We start from the raw sequence: 19,053 nt of genomic DNA on the forward strand, positions 1-19,053 counted from the left end.
ATCAAATCAATGTGGTTGGGATTTCAAGCTCTAGGAATTGCTGCAGAAATGTTCAAAAATGTTTTGTCAATAAAAACTTAGGGCCAATTGGAAGCATAAAGCGCGGAACGTAGGCTCTGGCTCCAATTGTCAACAAACCCTAAGCAGGTGCGATTAAAACGGCAGTTTTTCCTTAAAAGTGCCGTTTTAATCGCACCCGGATTAATCATGATGCAAACAGGACTTTAAGATATGATGCGAGTCGTATTTCTTTTTTAAGCGACTCCAGTCATTATAAGACGATCCGAAATGCTTTTGCCAATATTTTTCAGTTACACGCTCACCCAAATAACCGGAAAGATAACGCTTTCCTCCTGTGCTCAAGAACAACCGGTCCAGCTCTTCTATAGCCTGTAAGCAACCAGGAAGTAAGACTGGATTCACTCCGGGATTTAAAATCATTACGGCACAAAAATCATTGCTGTCGGGAAACATAAAAAACCCTGTACGCGGCCTATTTGCCATAGGAACAATCTGTAAGACAGTCGCATAGTGAAGGGGTAATTCCAATAACAGCATCTCAAGATTATCAGCTAAAACCCGAGTTGGGATAAAACATTCATACCAGGGATGTGGCAAATCCCATTGCCCGGTAAGTTTCATTGCTTCAAAACGAGAGTCATGACGATGCAAATAGGAATGAATAGACTCATCCTGAATATGAATTATTTTCCAGGGATCAAGTGTACTTATGATATTCACTTCAGGAGGAATTTTATCATACTCAATAGAAACATGGAGAGCATAGAGCCATTGGGCAAAAGGCAAGCGTTTTCCTGAAGTTAGTTTTGCTCCTTGAATTGATGGGGAACAAAAGGACTCAATATAATCAGCACGCCCTCTAACTTCCTGTATATCATGAAGCCACTGTTCTTTTTTCAGATAAACAAGAAAAAAAGTCCTTACGTTCTTTAAACAATGACGTAATTTAATACAGGCCTTTGTTATTACTGCAAAGCGTCCTTGACCCGAGAGGCAAGCCTGGAATAATTCAGACTTTGAATCAATTACCTTTAACTGACCATCTGCCTGCACTACTTCCAAAGCCTCAACATGCGAAGTAATGCTGCCGTATTTAAAGGAAGAGGCACCCACACCACCTGCCGACAAAATCCCCCCTATTGATAGATTACAATTGTAGGGTATGACATAGGGTATCTGATATCCGGTTAACGATTTCGCTAATAATGTCGCCCAACTTGCATTGGATTCAATCCAAATTGAGTCAACCTCATGCTCATGAACCTTATTCAATTTTTCTAAATGTAAAGTGACTCCACCATTAACAGGCAACGATTGCCCTCCCTGGCTCAAACCCTTGCCTCGTACAGTAACCGGCAGATGATGTTGATTGGCATATTCAAGAAAAGATTGAAGTTTCTCTATAGATTGCGGGATACAGGCTGCGACTGGATTAACTTGAGTTAATTGACCAAAATCGTGTCCATAGGAAACAAGCGCATGCTCATCATAGAGCATCGCTTGTCCGGTTTCCTCTTTACATTGCTTCACGTGATGCAAATTCCAATGCATTTGCGGCATGTTCGTTCCTTTCTCTGGTCAAATCCAATCGTTTGGTACATGCAAAAATTAATCCATCAAACATCTTGTTAAATGCATCATAGCATCGATCTATCATTTTAAGTGCCTCACGACGAGTACTGACAGGCACCTGTCTCTCAAATAACTTGCGCTCCATTTCTTCCTCAAAAATGGCATGGGCCATTTCCACTTCAAGATGAGAGCTTGAGAAGTATTTAAGATTTTTATCCTCACCTGTTTTCTTCACCTGTTTTACCACTTTTTCAAAAAACACATGGCCTGAAGACTCCAGGGTAAGCAACAAAACAACGTTTAGTATTTCGTCATCTGCCTTGTAAATTTCCGACATGATGGCGTAAGCCGCATCACGAGTCAGTTGCGATTCCTTACCGTACAGCCAGGCAACATCATCCTGATTACATGATTTGTTGTTACACACACCACCTAAATATTTTTTATCGTGTAAAAACCATTTTTCGTGTCCTGCATCCTCCAGGCGATGGTGACGAGCCACTTTTTTAAGGTAAGGATCTTTCACTTTCTCTTCATTTAACCGAAGAATATCCTGGAAAGTCATCGCCCAGAATGTCAACTCAGGGACAAAGCAACTAATTTCCTCCAAACTATTCAATTCATTTAAAACCTCAAAGAAAGGATGGTTCATAAATTCTTGTTGTTTGGAATCAATATAAGCTTGTATCGTTTTCATAATAATTGCTCCAAGGGAAATGAGTAGTCAAAATAACTATTGCATCCAATATGCCAACATTTTAATCAATACGATTGATTAAAATTCAAAATGAGCCCTTGTTTCTCTTTCTTGCACAGGAAAACCTCGAGAAGCGACAAAAAAATGTCCTCGAAAACAGTCTTTGTGACAAAAATTTGACGAAATAATGCTTGACTTTTAGTTGTTTTTTATCATGCGTTCAGATTCGCCAAATTTTTGTCATATTGTTCCATTAAGTTATCAACTTTTCCCCAGTTAATTTCTTCAATTGACTTTATGTCTTCACATAGTTCATCTAACATCTCCTGTTGAAAATGCCCATAGGCTCTAGCTCTGGAATAAGGGATATTGGTAAACATAACTAAAACATGTTTTGAAATATAACGATTTGGATAGCGTTGCATTAGCACCTGCTCAAGCTTCTTTTTTAAGTTAAATTTTTCATTGCGAATAGCACTTTGAATTTCATGATAATTATCCATAGACATTTCAGCAACTGCATCAGTATTAACCTTTCGTGCCCTGAAGAATGCAGGCATTACCTGACTCCAATCATCCTTATATTCATCCAGAAGTTTATTAAGAATACGGCAATCTTCAAAAGCACTATTCATCCCTTGGCCAAAAAAAGGCACGATTCCATGTGCTGCATCACCAATAAGCAAACATTGCGCATCATAATACCAGGGAGAACATTTAATCGTGCTTAAACTCCCGGTAGGATGATTAAAAAACTCACCGGGCAAATCAGGCATCGCCTGATAGGCATCAGGGAATTCTTTCTTAAAGAAAGCATTAATTGCTGCCTCATTATCAAGCGTTGCAAAGCTGTTCTTTCCTTCATTCGCAAGGAACAACGTTCCTGTAATAGAGCCATCATGATTAGGATTGCCAAGCAACATGAAGGAATTTCTTGGCCACAAATGCAAATGCTCCCTGACAAACTCAGTGGAATGGCTTCTGGAGATAGTCAATTCTTTATATCCATGAGGTAGAAAATCGCGTGAAGCATCAACCAGCTTCCTTTTTACCAAGGCTTCGCGTACACCGGAAGCAACCCCGTCTGCACCAATCAATAGGTCGTAAGATTTAATACGCTCATTTTCATCCTTGTCTTTAAAGCAAAGTAATTTTTTATCAAGATTAAGATCCACCAGCCTCATATTGAAATAAATGCGAATCAGGGGTTCTCGCTGAGCCTCATCAAGAAGTAAAGCATTTAATTCATTACGATGAATCGCGTTAATATATTCACCTTCATGACGTCCAAAAGGTTGAAATTTAATTTCACCGCTTGATTCATGAATGGCTCTTGCACGCATAGGAACCATAATTTTTTCCACCACTGGCATTAAATTAATTGAAGCTAATCCAGTAATACCTCGGCATGACAAAGCCAGATTTATTGAGCGTCCTCTGTCGGCTTTTTCTGTTCTTACATCCGGTCTTGACTCAAATAACTCAACACTATAACCACGTCTGGCCATATAGAGGGACAACAACGTTCCTGCCAAACCAGCACCAATTATGGCTATGCTTTTCATTTTGTCCTCCATACCCTGCCAAGCAAGTGTCTGCCATGACATCAACCGGCTTAGAGATATCACTCACCAATAATGGTGCCCATCTCAATATTAACTAATTTTCACGCAAAAGAATGGTTGAATTCCATACTGCTGCTACCAAATAGCAGCAATAATCATACCGTCTGAATACAGAAACCAAGCGTTTTAATGAGAAGGTTCATCTGCTGGCTGTTGATATTTTGGGAAGTGACGCAGGAAGTCCTTTAATTCATCGGGGGTCTGCGGTGGTTTAAAATAGTAGCCTTGTGCGTAATCGCAACCATATTTTTCAACAAATTGCTTTTGTAATTCAGTTTCAACGCCTTCTGCCAATACTTCCAGGTTCAGGCTATGACCAAGATTAATAATAGCCCTGGCTATTGCTGCATCATTTTCCTGGTTTACCAATTCACTGATAAAGGACCTGTCTATTTTTAATTTATCAACAGGAAATTGCTTAAGATAAGAAAGGCTGGAGTAACCCGTTCCAAAATCATCGATAACTAACTTAACTCCCATGTCTTTTAACTGATACATGGTTTCCACAGCCCGCTCAAGATCATCAACCAACAAACTTTCTGTTAATTCAAGCTCCAGGTATTTTGCAGCCAATCCTGTTTTTTGCAAGATATCCGCCACCATTTCCGGCAGCTGACTCTGGCGAAATTGCCGGCCTGATATGTTCACAGCAATGCTCAACTCCTTATAACCTTCCTGGTGCCATCGCAAGGTTTGAAGACAAGCTTGCTCTAATACCCATTTACCTATATCAATAATCAACCCATTTTCTTCAGCCATCCCAATAAAATCGGCAGGAGATACCTGACCCAAAAGATGGCTTTTCCATCGTAATAACGCTTCAAATCCTATAATTTTTTTCTTTTTTAAATTAATCAACGGCTGGTAGACAATGTATAATTCATTTTTTTTCATTGCATCATGTAAGGCATTATCAAGCTGCATATGATTTATAATACGCCTGTTCATCTCTGGTTCAAAAACCCGATAATCGTTGCGTCCACTATCTTTTGCATAGTACATGGACAAATCAGCATTTTTCATCAGAGATTCATAATCAAGCCCATCTCGCGGATAATAACTTATGCCAATGCTACCGGTTATTTTCAAGTTATGTTGATCAATTTGAAATGGCTTTTCAATAAGATGAAGAATTTCTTGTGCCATTTTCTGTGCTTGCTGTTCATGGTTAAGATCGGGCAGTAGAATTACAAATTCATCCCCTCCCAACCTGGCCACCGTATCAAAATCGCTGGTTGCTAAAAGTAAACGATTAGAAACGGCCTGTAGTAATTTATCACCGAGGCTATGACCTAACGTGTCATTAGTCATCTTAAAACGATCCAGATCGAGAAAAAGAAAACCCAGCATTGTCTTCTTTTTCTTAGCCTGCAAAATGGCTTGCTCGACCCTGTCCATTAACAATACGCGATTGGGTAATTCAGTCAAAGAATCATGCGTTGCTTGCCTGACCAACTGTTTTTCCATTTCACGTCTTTCGGTAATGTCATTAATGATACAGACGAAATGCCTGATTTTTCCAAAGCTGTCGCTAACCGGAGCAACACTCAGTTCAGACCAGTACAACTCACCGTTTCGCCTGTAGCTTTCAAGTTCAACCGTTTCTTCGCGTTGTTCACGAATGGCTAAAGATAACCGCTTTTGATTTACCTGATCTATTTTTGTTCCTGAAATTTGGGAAATATTTTTACCTATCGCTTGCTTCTCAGAATAGCCAGTGATTCGTTCAAACGCCTTGTTTACATATATTATCGGCTGGTTCGACCTGGTAATATCTATTATCACCACCCCATGAGTACTGGCTTGAATCGCCCTCTCACGGGTTCGTAGCTCTTCATCAGCCATTATTTTCTGTGTTACATCGCGAAAACTATACACACGCCCTACGATTTCTGAACCAACTCGCTGTGGCTGGGTATAGCGTTCAAAAATTCGGCCATCCTTAAAGTGTAATAAAGGCAATTCACCTTCCCATTCCGGGTTCTCATAAAGGTATTCAACATCGGCAATAACAGCAGCCGGATTGCTTAATTGCTCCAAAATATATTCAAAACCGATGCTTTCCGTACCGGATTCCAGCATGTAAGAAGGGATACGCCACATCTCAACAAATTTTTGATTCCAATCGACCACCTGTCCTTTACCATTTACCATCATGATGCCGTCAGCAGTAGATTCGAGTGTTGCCCTTAATAAGGATAAAGACTTTTCCAACTCAACATTTTTTTCGAGTATTTTATCAGCCTTTATTTTTATATTTTCAGAAAGAGGGGCATTAATTGAACGCTGGAATTCTGGTTGATTGTGATACCATTTCTCAAGCAAGGAGGATAATTCTGGCGAGAATGACAGAAGCCCCAATTCCTCACATACATTGGTTATAGACGGTTCTTTCCCTCTCTTTTTAACAGACTCTGCAGCAGAGGCAACTTTTTCATAGCTTATTTCTTGCCTACGCATTCATCCCTCACTAGAATGACCAATTCAGATAAGTTAATAAATCCTGGCTAAATTATTCATTAATCTAGCGTACATAGATTAGTATATACTGCTCTTCTATTTTTTGCCCGGACACCAATTAAGAGGAATTTATGGATAAGTCTCATTTTGACACGCGCGTAATTCATGCAGGCCAGCAACCAGACCCCTCAACAGGGGCTGTAATGACTCCAATTTATGCGACATCAACATACCGCCAAACCTCTCCTGGCGTTCACCAAGGGTATGAATATTCTCGTACTCATAACCCAACACGTAAAGCCTATGAGGCTTGCGTAGCCAGTCTTGAGTCAGGCAAACAAGGCTTTGCTTTTGCCTCGGGCATGGCAGCAATCAATACAGTAATAGATTTACTTGACACAGGTTCCCATGTCATTGCTACAGACGATCTGTATGGAGGAACTTTCAGATTATTCGATAAAGTAAAAACACGCACTGCAAATTTGTCTTTTTCCTTCGTAGATATGGCTAATATTAAGAATATAGAAAATGCAATACGTGCGGAAACACGCATGATTTGGGTTGAAACCCCCTCTAATCCCATGCTGAAGTTGGCTAATTTGCGTGAAATTGCCTCATTGGCCAAACAGTATAATTTAATTGTGGTAGCAGATAATACCTTTGCCACTCCCTGGATTCAGCGACCTCTTGAGCTTGGTTTTGATCTGGTTTTACATTCAGCTACAAAGTACTTAAACGGTCACTCTGATGTAATCAGTGGTTTAGTTGTTGTTAGAGATAACCCTCAACTGGCTGAAAAATTAGCCTTTTTGCAAAATTCCTGTGGAGGAATAGCAGGCCCCTTTGACAGCTTTCTTGTATTAAGAAGTTTAAAAACCCTTTCTTTAAGAATGCAACGTCACTGTGAAAATGCAAGCGCTTTAGCACAATGGTTGGAAAGGCATCCTAAAATCGCCAAGGTCATCTACCCTGGTTTACCTACTCATCCTCAACATGCATTAGCCAAGGAGCAAATGCATGATTTTGGTGGGATGATTTCAATGGTAATTGATGGCGATCTGGCTGATGCAACTCGTTTTTTATCACGTTGTGAGCTATTTACTCTCGCGGAAAGTTTGGGAGGAGTAGAAAGTTTAATTGAACATCCTGCTATAATGACCCATGCGTCTATTCCTGAAGAGCAACGCAATCTTCTAGGCATTGAGAATGGATTTATCAGACTTTCAGTAGGAATAGAGCATATTGATGATCTTATTGCTGATCTGAATTACGCCCTCAGCTGATTTAAAGGAGAGCTCATGAACGATATTAAAAAGCCAGGCGGCCAACTGCATGGCATTATTGCCATCACAGTGCTTTCTTTTTCCACAATATTAGGCTTTATTCCCATTCTCTGTATTGGAATGTTAAAACTGTTTCCCAACCTGCGCTGGAAAGCATTTTGTACCAGGCAGGTTGATGTTATTGCCACATTATGGAGTGACCTTAATAATGCCTACATTTCCCGCACCCAACAAATTAAATGGGATGTTAGTGGCTTGGAAAATCTAAACCGCAAACACTGGTATCTGATCATCGCTAATCATCAAAGTTGGCTGGACATTGTCGTTTTACAACGGCTTTTTAACCGTAAAGTACCTGTTTTAAAATTTTTCATTAAAGATCAGCTAAAATGGGTTCCTTTATTAGGTTTCGCCTGGTGGGCTATGGGATGCCCCTTTATGAAGCGTTATTCAAAAGAATACCTGGCAAAAAAACCCTATAAAAAAGGCAAGGATCTGATCGCTACCAGGAAAGCAGTCAAGCTATTCAAACATACTCCGGCTTCCGTAATGAGCTTTGTTGAAGGCACACGCTTTAGCGTACAAAAGAACAAACAACAAAACTCGCCTTATCAGCATTTACTAAAACCCAAGGCAGGTGGCATCAGCTTTGTGATTAGCGCGATGGGTCAGCAATTCAATAGTCTACTGGATGTAACCATCATTTACTCGAACAACAAGCATTCTCTCTGGGACTTTTTATGCCGAAGAATTGATGCCATCAAAGTTCATATTCGCCAATTACCTATTCCAAAGCAGTTTACTAACAGTTCATTGATGGAAGATGAGGCTATGCAGGCAGAATTCAGAGACTGGCTTAATGACAACTGGCATAAAAAAGATAACTTGATTGCCAGTTTAAAAAGTTAAATTTACGCCCGTTTGTAAGCAATTAGTATTACTCCCGCTGGAACTGAGGATTTCAGTGCCTCTGTAACTTTGATAACAGACCATGTCCTTCACGTACTTAGACCCCGCGGCCAATGCCGCGGGGAGTCAATTTTTTTACTATAACTGACGTTAAATTACTCATGTTACGCACATGCGATTAAAACTGTGGTTTTTCCTTGAAAGTTGTAGCCCGGATGGAGCGCCAGCGAAATCCGAGGGGCATGTGTTTATTATCAAGCGCCGATCCCGGATTTCGCTGGCGCTCCATCCGGGCTACTATTAATTAACAGCAACCGTACTCTTAATCGCACGTGCGTAACATGAGTAAATTAGAGACTAACAATTCCTAAGCCTGTATCAAAGCAGACAATGCCTCCATGCCTCCTGCCTGAAGAACATTTTTAGTGGTAAAAACTTAAATACCAATCAACAAAACGGGAAACCCCTTCCTGAAAACCAACTTTCGGGAGATAGCCAAGGTCGTTTTGCAAGCGATAAGTATCAGCATGGGTTGATACAACATCCGCATTTTGCATCGGTAAGAATTCTTTAATTGCTTTTTTGCCAGTAGCCTGCTCAATTGCATGAATGTAATCCAATAGATTCACAGGGTTTCCGCATCCAATATTGTATATTTTATAAGGAGCATAACTACTGGCAGCATCTGGTTCACTGGCAGACCATGCCGGATCAGGAACAGCTAACTTATCAATAGCCAAAGAGACACCGGCCACTATATCATCAATATAGGTAAAATCACGTTGCATCTGACCATGATTGTAAACCTGGATTGTTTTACCTGCCAGAATGTCTCGTGTAAAAGAGAAAAAAGCCATGTCGGGCCTTCCCCAGGGACCATATACGGTAAAAAATCGCAATCCGGTTGTAGGGAGTTGATACAAATGGGAATAGGAATGGGCGATCAGCTCATTCGCTTTTTTTGTTGCTGCATAAATAGTCAAGGGGTGATTAACCGCATCCCCTTCCTGATATGGTTGAGTGCTATTTGCTCCATAGACTGAGCTGGTTGAGGCATAAACAAGATGCTCTACCTGGTGATGACGGCAGGCTTCAATGATATTCGTAAATCCCACTACATTTGATTGCACATAGACATGGGGATGGGTCAGTGAATAACGAACCCCCGCCTGAGCAGCCAGATTGACTACCCTCTGCGGTTTATGGGTTGCAAAAATAGGATTAACCTTATCCGCATCAACAATATCAACATGGTGAAAATGAAAGTTTGAATAGGCTTGCAATTGCTCCAGGCGTGCCTGTTTTAAACGAGTATCATAGTAATCATTAAGATTATCAATACCAATCACCAGGTCGCCGCGTTCTAACCGCATCTTTGCCAAATGAAACCCTATAAAGCCAGCTGCCCCGGTAATCAACAAACGCATAACTATATCTCTGATTAAAATGTCCAAGAAGTATACTCCTTCTCAGTCTGACTGCAAACAAGCTGGTTCCTGAAACCTTGATTAGGTATACTGATTAGCATCATTATCCAACACATAAGATTATGAACTCACTACAAAGCATTATTGAATTAGGATTTGAACAACGTCATGAACTATCACCAGAAACCGCTTCTAAAGAAATAATCAATGCTGTTGAGGAGGTTCTCACAGGGCTTGACCAGGGTCACTATCGCGTGGCTGAGAAAATTAACGAGGAATGGATAGTCCATCAGTGGATTAAAAAGGCTGTTTTGCTCTCCTTTAAACTTAACTCTAATCAAGTTGTTGAGGCCGGCTTTTGCAAATTTTATGATAAGGTTCCTCTTAAATTTTCAACCTTCAGTGCCGATGAATTTAGCCAAACCGGCGTTCGTGTGGTACCTCATGCAATGGTAAGACGAGGGGCATTTATCGGTAAGAATACGGTTTTAATGCCCTCTTATGTCAATATAGGCGCATACATTGACGAGGGCGTTATGGTTGATACCTGGGCTACAGTGGGTTCTTGTGCACAAATAGGCAAAAACGTTCATCTTTCTGGTGGTGCAGGCATTGGAGGAGTATTAGAGCCCTTACAGGCTAACCCTACTATCATTGAAGACAACTGCTTTATTGGCGCTCGCTCTGAAGTCGTTGAAGGTGTTATTGTAGAGCGTGACTCAGTAATATCGATGGGCGTCTTTTTGGGGCAAAGCACCCGCATTTACAATCGCATGACAGGTACAACCTCCTACGGTCGTATCCCGGCAGGTTCGGTTGTTGTACCCGGGAATATGCCAGGCGATGATGGCCGCTATAGTCTTTATTGTGCTGTAATTGTTAAGCAGGTTGATGAAAAAACACGAGCCAAGGTAAGCATCAACGAGCTGCTAAGAGATACTGAATAATGAATGATGTTAAATCCTTGCTTGCAAAATTAATCAGTTTCCCTTCCGTCACTCCGGATGATTTCGGCTGCCAGGAATATATGATTGAATTTCTTGAGCAACTTGGTTTTCAATGTCAACGCATCAACAATCCCCCGGTGACTAATTTTTTTGCTCGTTTGGGCAGCCAGGCCCCTTTATTAGTATTTGCAGGGCACACGGATGTTGTTCCTATAGGTGACAAAAGCAAATGGCATACTGAACCCTTTATCCTGCATCAAGAAAATGACATGCTTTATGGTCGCGGAGTTGCAGACATGAAAGGCAGCCTTGCAGCCATGCTGATAATGGCTGAGCGTTTCATAAAGGCCTACCCTTCTTTCTCAGGCAGTCTTGGCTTCTTAATTACCAGCGGTGAAGAAGGCGATGACTTTGCGTTAGGCACACCCCATGTCATGGCTGAACTTCAAAAGCAAGGTATTAAACCTGATTTTTGCATCGTTGGTGAACCTTCCAGTGATAAGCATGTTGGGGATGTCATTAAGATTGGGCGACGTGGCTCTTTAACGGCCAAACTTACTCTTCACGGAAAACAGGGACATGTCGCTTACCCGCACCTGGCAAAAAACCCTATTCATAGCATTAGTCCCGCAATAGCAGAACTCAGCACTACCGAATGGGACAAAGGCAATCAATATTTCCCCCCAACCTCTTTACAAATTACCCATATTAAAGCAGGTGGTCAGGCTAATAATATTATACCTGGTGAATTAACCCTGCACTTTAACTTCCGCTTTTCAACCGAGCACACTGCTGAAACGCTAAAAGCAGCTGTAGCAGCTTGTTTTGAGCGTCATGGATTAGAGCCAATCATTGAATGGCAGTTAAATGGAGAACCCTTCCTGACCGCTCATGGCCGCTTATTAGAAAGCTGTATTAGAGCAATTGAGTCTATTACCGGTAAAACGCCTGAACTTTCTACCAGTGGGGGTACTTCAGACGGTCGATTCATTGCGCCCTATGGGGTTGAAGTGATTGAATTAGGACCTGTCAATGCAACGATTCATCAGGTTAATGAATGCGTTTCTTTAAATGATCTGGCGACTCTTGGCTCAATTTATTATTCAATTTGCGAGCAACTTTTAAATGGCGATAAATCCTAGGATTTCTTTATTACATGGAAAAAGGCCCTATAAAAACTCTATTGATATATGACCAAATCGATTTAATTGTTCACATTGAATGTACTGGGGATTTATTGGTTCTACCCTTTGTAAATCATGATAACGCGTTTTTCTCGAGGAAGAGGCTTTTTCTTATGGGTTAAGGTGATTTCTTAACCGGGGTGTACCCTGATAAACTGGAACAATTTATCACCAAGAATAAAGCCCATCTCAAATTGTATTTTAATATTTCATTGAGGAAAATACCCTATTATCCTATGCTGCCACAGAAACCGTGACGTCCCCCCCGATCAACTCCGCGTCCCTGCTTACCTTCTCATTAACTACTTTCGCCACACAAGAATCAGACCAGACATTGAGTGAGGTTTCAAGCATATCGATTAAACTATAAAATGGTAAAATTATTCCCATCAAAGTGATTGGCACGTTCATGCTTGCCAGCAAACTGGCGCTAAGAAAGAAACACCCCATAGGGACTCCGGCATTACCAATCGCAGCAACGGTTGCAACCACTATCCATAATCCCATCATCGGAAGAGAAATTTCAATTCCATGATTTTGCATAAGATAAATCACCGTTGTAAAAATGAAGGCAGCACAACCATTCATATTCAAACTGGTGCAAAGTGGCAGTACAAAACGGCTAACTTCAGGTTTAACTTGTAAATTTTTCTCAGCAGTATCCATTGTAACCGGCAAAGTCCCCACTGATGACTTGGAGAAAAAGGCAACAGACAAGGCAGGAAGCATCCCCTTAAAAGCAGCAAATGGCTTGATACCTTGAGACTTTAACCATAAGGGCAGGATAATAAATCCCTGTACCAGATTAGCCAGAACGATAATCAGCAAATACTCCCCTATTCCCTTTAAAGCCATCCCATCCCGCAGCTGCATTACAGTTGTGGTAATAAACCCATAAAGACCCAGAGGAATAATAGCAATTACCCAGTTGGTTATTACCATGAATAACCCGTGAGCGCCCCGAAAAAATTGAGTAATTGTTTGTCTGGCTTCAGCTTCCGGAATAAAGCGGATTGCAATCCCCATCACAATACTAACTAACAATACCCCCATTACCTGATGCTCTAAAAAAGGCGTCCATATAGAAGAAGGAATAAGATTGGCTACATGTTGAAAATAACTCATTTGATGGGTAGTACCAGCTACATTGCTTCTATGTTGAGAGACCTCCATCATGCCAGGATGAATCAGCAGATATAGTACGCAACTAATTGCAGCCGCGACTAAGGTGGTTCCCAAAGTATAGCACATAGCACGGCGCCAAACTTTACGCATCAGGCCATCCGCGCTATAGCTTGACAGAGTGACAATAATGGACAATGCAATAATTGGCAGGCTGATACACTTAAATATTTTGATAAAAACATCAGCGATGAATAATCCAAATATCTTTAACAAAGCAACATCAGAATAGCCGCTTACTATACCAAGAAGAATCATAACCGCATATAAATAAGGGGTTGTCAGCCATTTTTTTTTCTGCAAATGTTGAGCGCACATAATCTATACCTTAATCTAATAATTAACCAGGCTTACAAGAAGAAACAAGTATTTAACAACAGCAACAAGCGCGACAACACAGAGGCAAAGATATTGAATGGGATAAAGTAATATCAGCAGGAAGGGAAAAATCTTTCATAGCCACCATTAGAGCAAATTTTGTGCATTGAGTGCATATTTTAACATAACTGGCGTTCAGGTCAAGAGTAATGTTTTCCTGATATCAAACTAAGCTCAATTGCTTTTGTTTCAAGCGACATATTCTCTGAAAAGCTTCTTCAATGCGGGCTTGCGGTATATCATTTGAATTAACCAGATATTCTACCTTGTCAATTATTTCTTCTGGCGTTATCTGTCCAAGCTGATTAGCGAAAATCATCATGTCAGCCCCAGCATTAATGGTTAAATACAGCGTTTCTTCCAGAGAATAATGATTAGTGATAGCTCTCATCTGCAAATCATCACTGATAATCACCCCGTCAAACTTTAGTTCTCTTCGTAGTAAGTCTGTGAGGATGGTTTTCGATAAAGTGGCAGGCAATCCACCAGGTTCAAGCTGTCGATTGATCACATGCGCCGTCATAATCATGGCAGGCAAATCTTTCTCACTTGACAACACCTGATAAGGAGTCAATTCATCTGGCTGGAATGTAGCAGTCACATCAACAAATCCTTCATGGCTATCCCCCAAAGCACTGCCATGACCAGGAAAATGTTTATAACAACAGGTAATACCATGATTAGCAAAAATTTCCACAAACTCTCTGGCCACATGAATGACATGGTGGGGATCAGCAGAGTAGCTTCGTCCCAGTTTGCCAATAATCCCTTGCTCTTTATTTAAATCAAGATCCACTACAGGAGCAAAATTAAGGTTAAATCCAAGCTCCTTTAACGTTTTTGCCATTTGGTTAATTTCAACCCGCATTTGCTCAATTGGCAACCCGGCCAACTCAACAGGAGTCAGGGTGGTTAGACAGCCATCAACATGACATAATCGATCGACTGCTCCTCCTTCATAATCTATTGCAACAAAAAGGGGAAGGTTCTTTTCATGCTTATTGTCATTCGCATAATGATGCAACTTGGCAATTAAATTTTTAATTTGATATTTATCAACTAAATTCTTGCCAGGACATTGATTGACCAAATCATAGTCAAATAACAAAACCCCTCCCAAGCCATCATTGATTAACCAATCTTTTACAGAACTAAACTCATCAATTATTTTGCCTGAAAAACCCATAATGAGCATTTGGCCGATTTGGTATCTTAAGGTCACGGATAAGATCCCTGTATGTTAATTTTATCGATCAGCATAATACACAAAGCATCCTGTTATTGACAATGAAAAACAGCTCCCAACCTATTGCCAGAGAAGCAATAGCCAGAAAATATATTTCTTATATAGGTATCCTTGCTTTTAGGTATTTATTGAGGGGGAGGTGCAGGAATGCGGCTAAAATCACACTCGCAGTTTCCGGTTGTTGCATCGGGAGGAAATGGAACTTCGGCAAAAGCAGCAGGAAAACAAACAGGAATGTTCCAGGCAGTCTCACCTTTGCCGATTGATGCCGGCAAGCTCCAATATCTCAAGGAAGAATAAGTCTTCCCAACTTCGCTTTGCCAAAATACAGGTTGGTAAGAGGCCTTATATAAAAATTTTTGTGCAGGCTCGCAACTAAAGGATTGCCTCACCCATGATTTTCCTTTAGGAACCTCTACAGTAATTACTGATTTGTTTGTACTCGTATCGATTACATCAACCTTCACGTCATAATTTGTCCAACAATTATCTTTTACCAAGGTAAAAAAACAAGGGAAAGCAAATAAACTTGCAGAAAACAAGATAGAACATAAGGAAACAACGAGTTTGAAGGCCATTTTAATAAAATTTAACTTAAATAATCTTAATTATAAGCAATATTTAAAAATAAGGGAGAAATTGAATGTGATTAAGCACGCAAAATCAACAACAAAATTAAAAAATCAGAGTAATAGATGACAGAAAACCTGTTTTACCCGAGCAGAACAACATGAAGCGGTTGATTTCCTTATTATATAGGTATATCCTTCGCGCTTGAGGAGAGATGGCCGAGCGGTCGAAGGCGCACGCCTGGAAAGTGTGTATACGGCAACGTATCGAGGGTTCGAATCCCTCTCTCTCCGCCAACCTGTATGGTCTATTCACCCCAAACCCTCTTCACAAGCCGACAGCGTACTAATTTTCTCATAAGCTACCTTTGCCTGCGATATAAGACGTGCCTGGAAAGCCTATGATCCAACTTGAATTTTGGGTGAGCAAAGTCTCCGTCTAAATCCCTGTTCATGCCAATTTTCTCCATAACCCGAATAGAACGTTTATTTAAAGGTACCGTAAATGCAACAATTTCCTTAAACCCACACTGATTAAATCCATAATCCAGGGAAGCATTGGCGCCTTCAGTAGCGTAGCCTTTACCCCAATGCAATGAGCTTAAGCGCCATCCGATCTCCACTGCAGGGGTAAAATGGGATTTGAACGTTGGGTAATTAAGACCGGTAAAACCTATCATTTCTCCAGTTTCCTTCAGTTCAACAGCCCACAAAGTATAACCATATTGATCAAACTGAATCCCCATCCTGGTAATAAAATCACCTGCTTGTTCCAAGCTTAAAGAACCGGGTAAAAACTCAATGACCCTTGGATCCTGATTAATTTGATAGTAGATTTTAATGTCTTCTTCTTTCCAGGTACGCAAAATAAGCCTTTCTGTTTCGATAATATTCATAATTTGCTCATGTTGTCAGACCGTTCATCGATCTCTTATTATCATTCTAAATTTATATTTCTTTAAATAAGCCTAAAAGGATTGTGATTAAAATTGCGGTTTTTGCTTGAAAGCCCTGATGGCGCTCCATCCAGGCTCCATTAATTAACACCAACCGCTGCCGAAAAACAAGTATTTGCAAAATATCTAAATATGCCTTACTGTAACTTTTTCCCTCCTTTTTACGGTTATGGTAATGAGTATTAAAGCGGTTACTCCCGAAGACATTTTTGCCGATAATATTAACTATACTCAAGCCAGAGGGGTCGAGGTAAGAAAAGGGACTGTCGCTGCATTCATTGCTAATATTAATATATTTGAAGATGATAGCTCCTCGGCAGAAGACAAAACCCAAGCTATTCATATGATAATGGAGCTGGCTCCTGCCATTGTGGCTTTAGGCTTTCCTCAACATATAACCTTCAAAAACAGCCTGATAGAATCAATCATTCAGGAAACCAAGGCACAATTTGAATAAGTCCTCTTTTGTTTTTATTTCCAGACATATCAGTAAAAAAGTTACAACCCGGTTTCTGATCCAGGAAAAACCTTATCCGGAAGCTAACAAAATGGCCGCTTAATGCTGGCTTTTTCACAATATGAATGAATAGCGAAACCCAATAAAAACAAGTCAGTTTTTTTATAAATTAGCGGAGGAAAAAAATTCATCTTCCGACTTTAAAATAAATCTTGCCTTTATCCCCTTTTTCTTATAAAAATCTCATTTTTATTATATCTTGACACAAAATTTATAGACAAATTACAAAATTATTGTACAATTTTGTGGCCTATTAATGCTTCACCTTAAGAGATTAAACTGTTTGTGATTAATTATAAACAAACCCATGCTGCACCTATCAATGATGGCGGCTATAAACGCGGGCTTAAAGACCGACACGTACAATTAATTGCATTGGGCGGCATTATTGGCTCCGGCTATTTTTTAGGTACCGGAGAAGTTGTAAACCAGGTAGGGCCTTCTGTTTTTATTGCTTATATCCTCGGCGGTTTAATTATTTACCTTACCATGCTTTGCATGGGAGAGCTGGCAGTTGCCATCCCCATTTCCGGATCATTTATTACCTACGCTGCAGACTTTATCTCACCGACTATAGCCTGCGGGGTAGGCTGGTCTTATTGGATTAGTTGGGTGGCTTACATTCCGGCAGAATGTATTGCCGGCGGCATTATCATGCAGCACTTTACTGGCATTAATGGCTATGTCTGGGCTGTTTGCTTTGGCTTGCTAATTACTTATATCAATATTGCCAAGGTCGGTACCTTTGGCGAAATTGAGTTTTGGCTGGCAATTATTAAAATCGTTGCCTTAATGGGTTTTGTTGCACTGTCAATATTAATTTTCTTCGGCATCATTCACGGTCCACAGCCCGCTGGTGTTATTGGAGGTAAATTTATTTTTGACCAAGGTGGGCTTTTTCCCAATGGCGGTATGGTTTTATTAACAGCCATGGTATTGTTGCTTGTAAACTATCAGGGTTCTGAAATTATTGGCCTTGCTGCTGGCGAGTCCATTAACCCGGCACGGATGATCCCGCGCGCGATAAAAGCCGTAACATTCAGGATTCTTTTTATTTACATTATTCCTGTTTTTTGCCTGGTACTTATTTTCCCTTGGCAAAAGGCGGGGCTTGCAAACTCAGTTTTCGCAGACGCCCTTAATTTCTATGGCTTAAAATGGGCTGGTGCCGCTACAAGTTTTGTCACACTAACAGCAACACTATCCTGTTCCAATTCAGGTGTCTATGGTATTGTGCGTTCATTGAATGCATTAGCGCGCAATGGAATGGCTCCCCATAGGTTAAGTAAGCTTAACCGCAATGCAGTACCACAAAACGCAGGAATTGTAACATTGATTGCCATCTGGCTATTGCTTGCAGCAGGCTATTTTTTCGGTCAATCCATGCTATACATCGCCTTATTACTGGTATCAGGTTTTACTGGAGCAACAGCATGGATTTCCCTTTGCTGGGCACAAATTAATTTTCGCAAACGCTTGTACAAGACAGGTTATACGACAGCTGATCTTAGTTATAAGACACCAGGATCACCTTACACCGGGATTGTCGCGATTTTCCTGATGTTAGCTTGTTTGATCTTTCTGGTAATGAGTAATGACCCTGCTTATAGGATAGCCTTTGTCATGGGCTTTATCAGCTTTGTTGGCCCGATTCTTATTTATAAATTGGGCGGTTTCGCCAAACGTAGATCCACAGCCATAGAAATTAACAAGCATTTGCAATTTAAGGATGTTTTTCCTGAGCGGAAGGCGGTTTCTTCTTAAGGCAAAAATAACTATTTTTTAAACATACTGATCTCTTGCGCATCCAGTAAAATATATCCTGTCAACTGCTGGATGCCTATAAGTGGAAGAATCTTGAGGATTAGATTCTATTACTCAAAACTTATGCTTTCACAGCGACTTCATCATTAATTTATAACCCATTAATAATAAATAAAAAATTAAAATTTCGTTAAAAAGTGAAAAGAAACATTTGCAAAAAAAAAAATTAACGTTATTATCGCCAACCAGACGTTGTAAGCATTTATGGACTTAAAGAATGGAATCGCTCAATCAGACTACTTTTATTTTATCACTC

Annotated in this window: 15 protein-coding genes and 1 tRNA gene; 7 read left to right on the top strand and 9 right to left on the bottom strand. The window is 40.4% G+C overall.

Annotated features, from left to right (window positions below; genetic code table 11):
* Positions 1-201 precede the first annotated feature (201 nt).
* The 4 genes from E1O65_RS04100 to E1O65_RS04115 form a co-directional block, all read right to left on the bottom strand.
* Positions 202-1,581 (bottom strand): FAD-binding oxidoreductase, encoded by a 1,380-nt coding sequence (locus E1O65_RS04100; protein WP_133132325.1) that lies wholly within the window; start codon positions 1,579-1,581, stop codon positions 202-204.
* On the bottom strand, positions 1,538-2,290 hold the full coding sequence (locus E1O65_RS04105; protein WP_133132326.1) for a hypothetical protein: 753 nt from the start codon (positions 2,288-2,290) through the stop codon (positions 1,538-1,540). The genes E1O65_RS04100 and E1O65_RS04105 overlap by 44 nt, the downstream gene beginning before the upstream one ends.
* 212 nt (positions 2,291-2,502) lie before the next feature.
* A complete protein-coding gene (locus E1O65_RS04110; protein ID WP_133132327.1) occupies positions 2,503-3,855 on the bottom strand; it encodes an NAD(P)/FAD-dependent oxidoreductase in 1,353 nt (450 codons plus the stop codon).
* Between the two features lie 186 nt (positions 3,856-4,041).
* Positions 4,042-6,375, bottom strand: a complete 2,334-nt coding sequence (locus E1O65_RS04115) for a bifunctional diguanylate cyclase/phosphodiesterase (RefSeq protein ID WP_133132328.1) — start codon at positions 6,373-6,375, stop codon at positions 4,042-4,044.
* 131 nt (positions 6,376-6,506) lie between these two features.
* Here E1O65_RS04115 and E1O65_RS04120 point away from each other — a divergent pair, with 131 nt between their 5' ends.
* Together E1O65_RS04120 and E1O65_RS04125 are read left to right on the top strand one after the other, a co-directional pair.
* Positions 6,507-7,658 carry an aminotransferase class I/II-fold pyridoxal phosphate-dependent enzyme gene (locus E1O65_RS04120; RefSeq protein ID WP_133132329.1) on the top strand — a complete coding sequence of 384 codons (1,152 nt, stop codon included), beginning with the start codon at positions 6,507-6,509 and terminating at the stop codon, positions 7,656-7,658.
* A 15-nt stretch (positions 7,659-7,673) separates the two neighbouring features.
* Complete coding sequence (locus E1O65_RS04125) at positions 7,674-8,567, top strand: acyltransferase (RefSeq protein WP_133132330.1); 894 nt, start codon at positions 7,674-7,676, stop codon at positions 8,565-8,567.
* Between the two features lie 422 nt (positions 8,568-8,989).
* On the opposite strand, the gene E1O65_RS04130 is transcribed toward E1O65_RS04125, so the two are convergent.
* Positions 8,990-9,994 carry an NAD-dependent epimerase gene (locus E1O65_RS04130; protein ID WP_133132411.1) on the bottom strand — a complete coding sequence of 335 codons (1,005 nt, stop codon included), beginning with the start codon at positions 9,992-9,994 and terminating at the stop codon, positions 8,990-8,992.
* Positions 9,995-10,116: 122 nt separating this feature from the next.
* Between E1O65_RS04130 and dapD the strand changes: the two genes are divergently transcribed.
* Both dapD and dapE read left to right on the top strand, forming a co-directional pair.
* Entirely contained in the window at positions 10,117-10,941 is an 825-nt protein-coding gene (dapD, locus tag E1O65_RS04135; protein WP_133132331.1) for a 2,3,4,5-tetrahydropyridine-2,6-dicarboxylate N-succinyltransferase, read from the top strand.
* Entirely contained in the window at positions 10,941-12,083 is a 1,143-nt protein-coding gene (gene dapE / locus E1O65_RS04140) for a succinyl-diaminopimelate desuccinylase (RefSeq protein WP_133132332.1), read from the top strand. Before dapD ends, dapE begins: the two co-directional genes overlap by 1 nt.
* A 276-nt stretch (positions 12,084-12,359) precedes the next feature.
* On the opposite strand, the gene E1O65_RS04145 is transcribed toward dapE, so the two are convergent.
* The 3 genes from E1O65_RS04145 to E1O65_RS04155 form a co-directional block, all read right to left on the bottom strand.
* Positions 12,360-13,625, bottom strand: coding sequence for a dicarboxylate/amino acid:cation symporter (locus E1O65_RS04145; RefSeq protein WP_133132333.1), 1,266 nt, complete (start codon positions 13,623-13,625; stop codon positions 12,360-12,362).
* Positions 13,626-13,848: 223 nt separating this feature from the next.
* Positions 13,849-14,907 (bottom strand): glycoside hydrolase family 3 N-terminal domain-containing protein, encoded by a 1,059-nt coding sequence (locus tag E1O65_RS04150; protein ID WP_278043642.1) that lies wholly within the window; start codon positions 14,905-14,907, stop codon positions 13,849-13,851.
* 149 nt (positions 14,908-15,056) lie between these two features.
* Positions 15,057-15,509, bottom strand: a complete 453-nt coding sequence (locus E1O65_RS04155) for a hypothetical protein (protein ID WP_133132334.1) — start codon at positions 15,507-15,509, stop codon at positions 15,057-15,059.
* Between the two features lie 200 nt (positions 15,510-15,709).
* Here E1O65_RS04155 and E1O65_RS04160 point away from each other — a divergent pair.
* Positions 15,710-15,797: transfer RNA gene (locus E1O65_RS04160), tRNA-Ser, on the top strand.
* 65 nt (positions 15,798-15,862) lie between these two features.
* Here the strand turns inward: E1O65_RS04160 and E1O65_RS04165 are convergent.
* Positions 15,863-16,396 (bottom strand): GNAT family N-acetyltransferase, encoded by a 534-nt coding sequence (locus tag E1O65_RS04165; RefSeq protein WP_133132335.1) that lies wholly within the window; start codon positions 16,394-16,396, stop codon positions 15,863-15,865.
* Positions 16,397-16,631: 235 nt separating this feature from the next.
* Here E1O65_RS04165 and E1O65_RS04170 point away from each other — a divergent pair, with 235 nt between their 5' ends.
* Both E1O65_RS04170 and E1O65_RS04175 read left to right on the top strand, forming a co-directional pair.
* Positions 16,632-16,913, top strand: coding sequence for a hypothetical protein (locus E1O65_RS04170; protein WP_133132336.1), 282 nt, complete (start codon positions 16,632-16,634; stop codon positions 16,911-16,913).
* A gap of 345 nt (positions 16,914-17,258) precedes the next feature.
* Positions 17,259-18,737 (top strand): amino acid permease, encoded by a 1,479-nt coding sequence (locus E1O65_RS04175; protein ID WP_133132337.1) that lies wholly within the window; start codon positions 17,259-17,261, stop codon positions 18,735-18,737.
* Positions 18,738-19,053 lie beyond the last annotated feature (316 nt).

This window comes from Legionella sp. W10-070 (assembly GCF_900640175.1).
Classification (GTDB): Bacteria; Pseudomonadota; Gammaproteobacteria; order Legionellales; family Legionellaceae; genus Tatlockia.

Coding starts and splice junctions, on each gene's coding strand:
- E1O65_RS04100 (WP_133132325.1), bottom strand. CDS start 1,581: ATGCCGCAAATGCATTGGAATTTGCATCACGTGAAGCAATGTAAAGAG.
- E1O65_RS04105 (WP_133132326.1), bottom strand. CDS start 2,290: ATGAAAACGATACAAGCTTATATTGATTCCAAACAACAAGAATTTATG.
- E1O65_RS04110 (WP_133132327.1), bottom strand. CDS start 3,855: ATGAAAAGCATAGCCATAATTGGTGCTGGTTTGGCAGGAACGTTGTTG.
- E1O65_RS04115 (WP_133132328.1), bottom strand. CDS start 6,375: ATGCGTAGGCAAGAAATAAGCTATGAAAAAGTTGCCTCTGCTGCAGAG.
- E1O65_RS04120 (WP_133132329.1), top strand. CDS start 6,507: ATGGATAAGTCTCATTTTGACACGCGCGTAATTCATGCAGGCCAGCAA.
- E1O65_RS04125 (WP_133132330.1), top strand. CDS start 7,674: ATGAACGATATTAAAAAGCCAGGCGGCCAACTGCATGGCATTATTGCC.
- E1O65_RS04130 (WP_133132411.1), bottom strand. CDS start 9,994: ATGCGTTTGTTGATTACCGGGGCAGCTGGCTTTATAGGGTTTCATTTG.
- dapD (WP_133132331.1), top strand. CDS start 10,117: ATGAACTCACTACAAAGCATTATTGAATTAGGATTTGAACAACGTCAT.
- dapE (WP_133132332.1), top strand. CDS start 10,941: ATGAATGATGTTAAATCCTTGCTTGCAAAATTAATCAGTTTCCCTTCC.
- E1O65_RS04145 (WP_133132333.1), bottom strand. CDS start 13,625: ATGTGCGCTCAACATTTGCAGAAAAAAAAATGGCTGACAACCCCTTAT.
- E1O65_RS04155 (WP_133132334.1), bottom strand. CDS start 15,509: ATGGCCTTCAAACTCGTTGTTTCCTTATGTTCTATCTTGTTTTCTGCA.
- E1O65_RS04165 (WP_133132335.1), bottom strand. CDS start 16,396: ATGAATATTATCGAAACAGAAAGGCTTATTTTGCGTACCTGGAAAGAA.
- E1O65_RS04170 (WP_133132336.1), top strand. CDS start 16,632: ATGAGTATTAAAGCGGTTACTCCCGAAGACATTTTTGCCGATAATATT.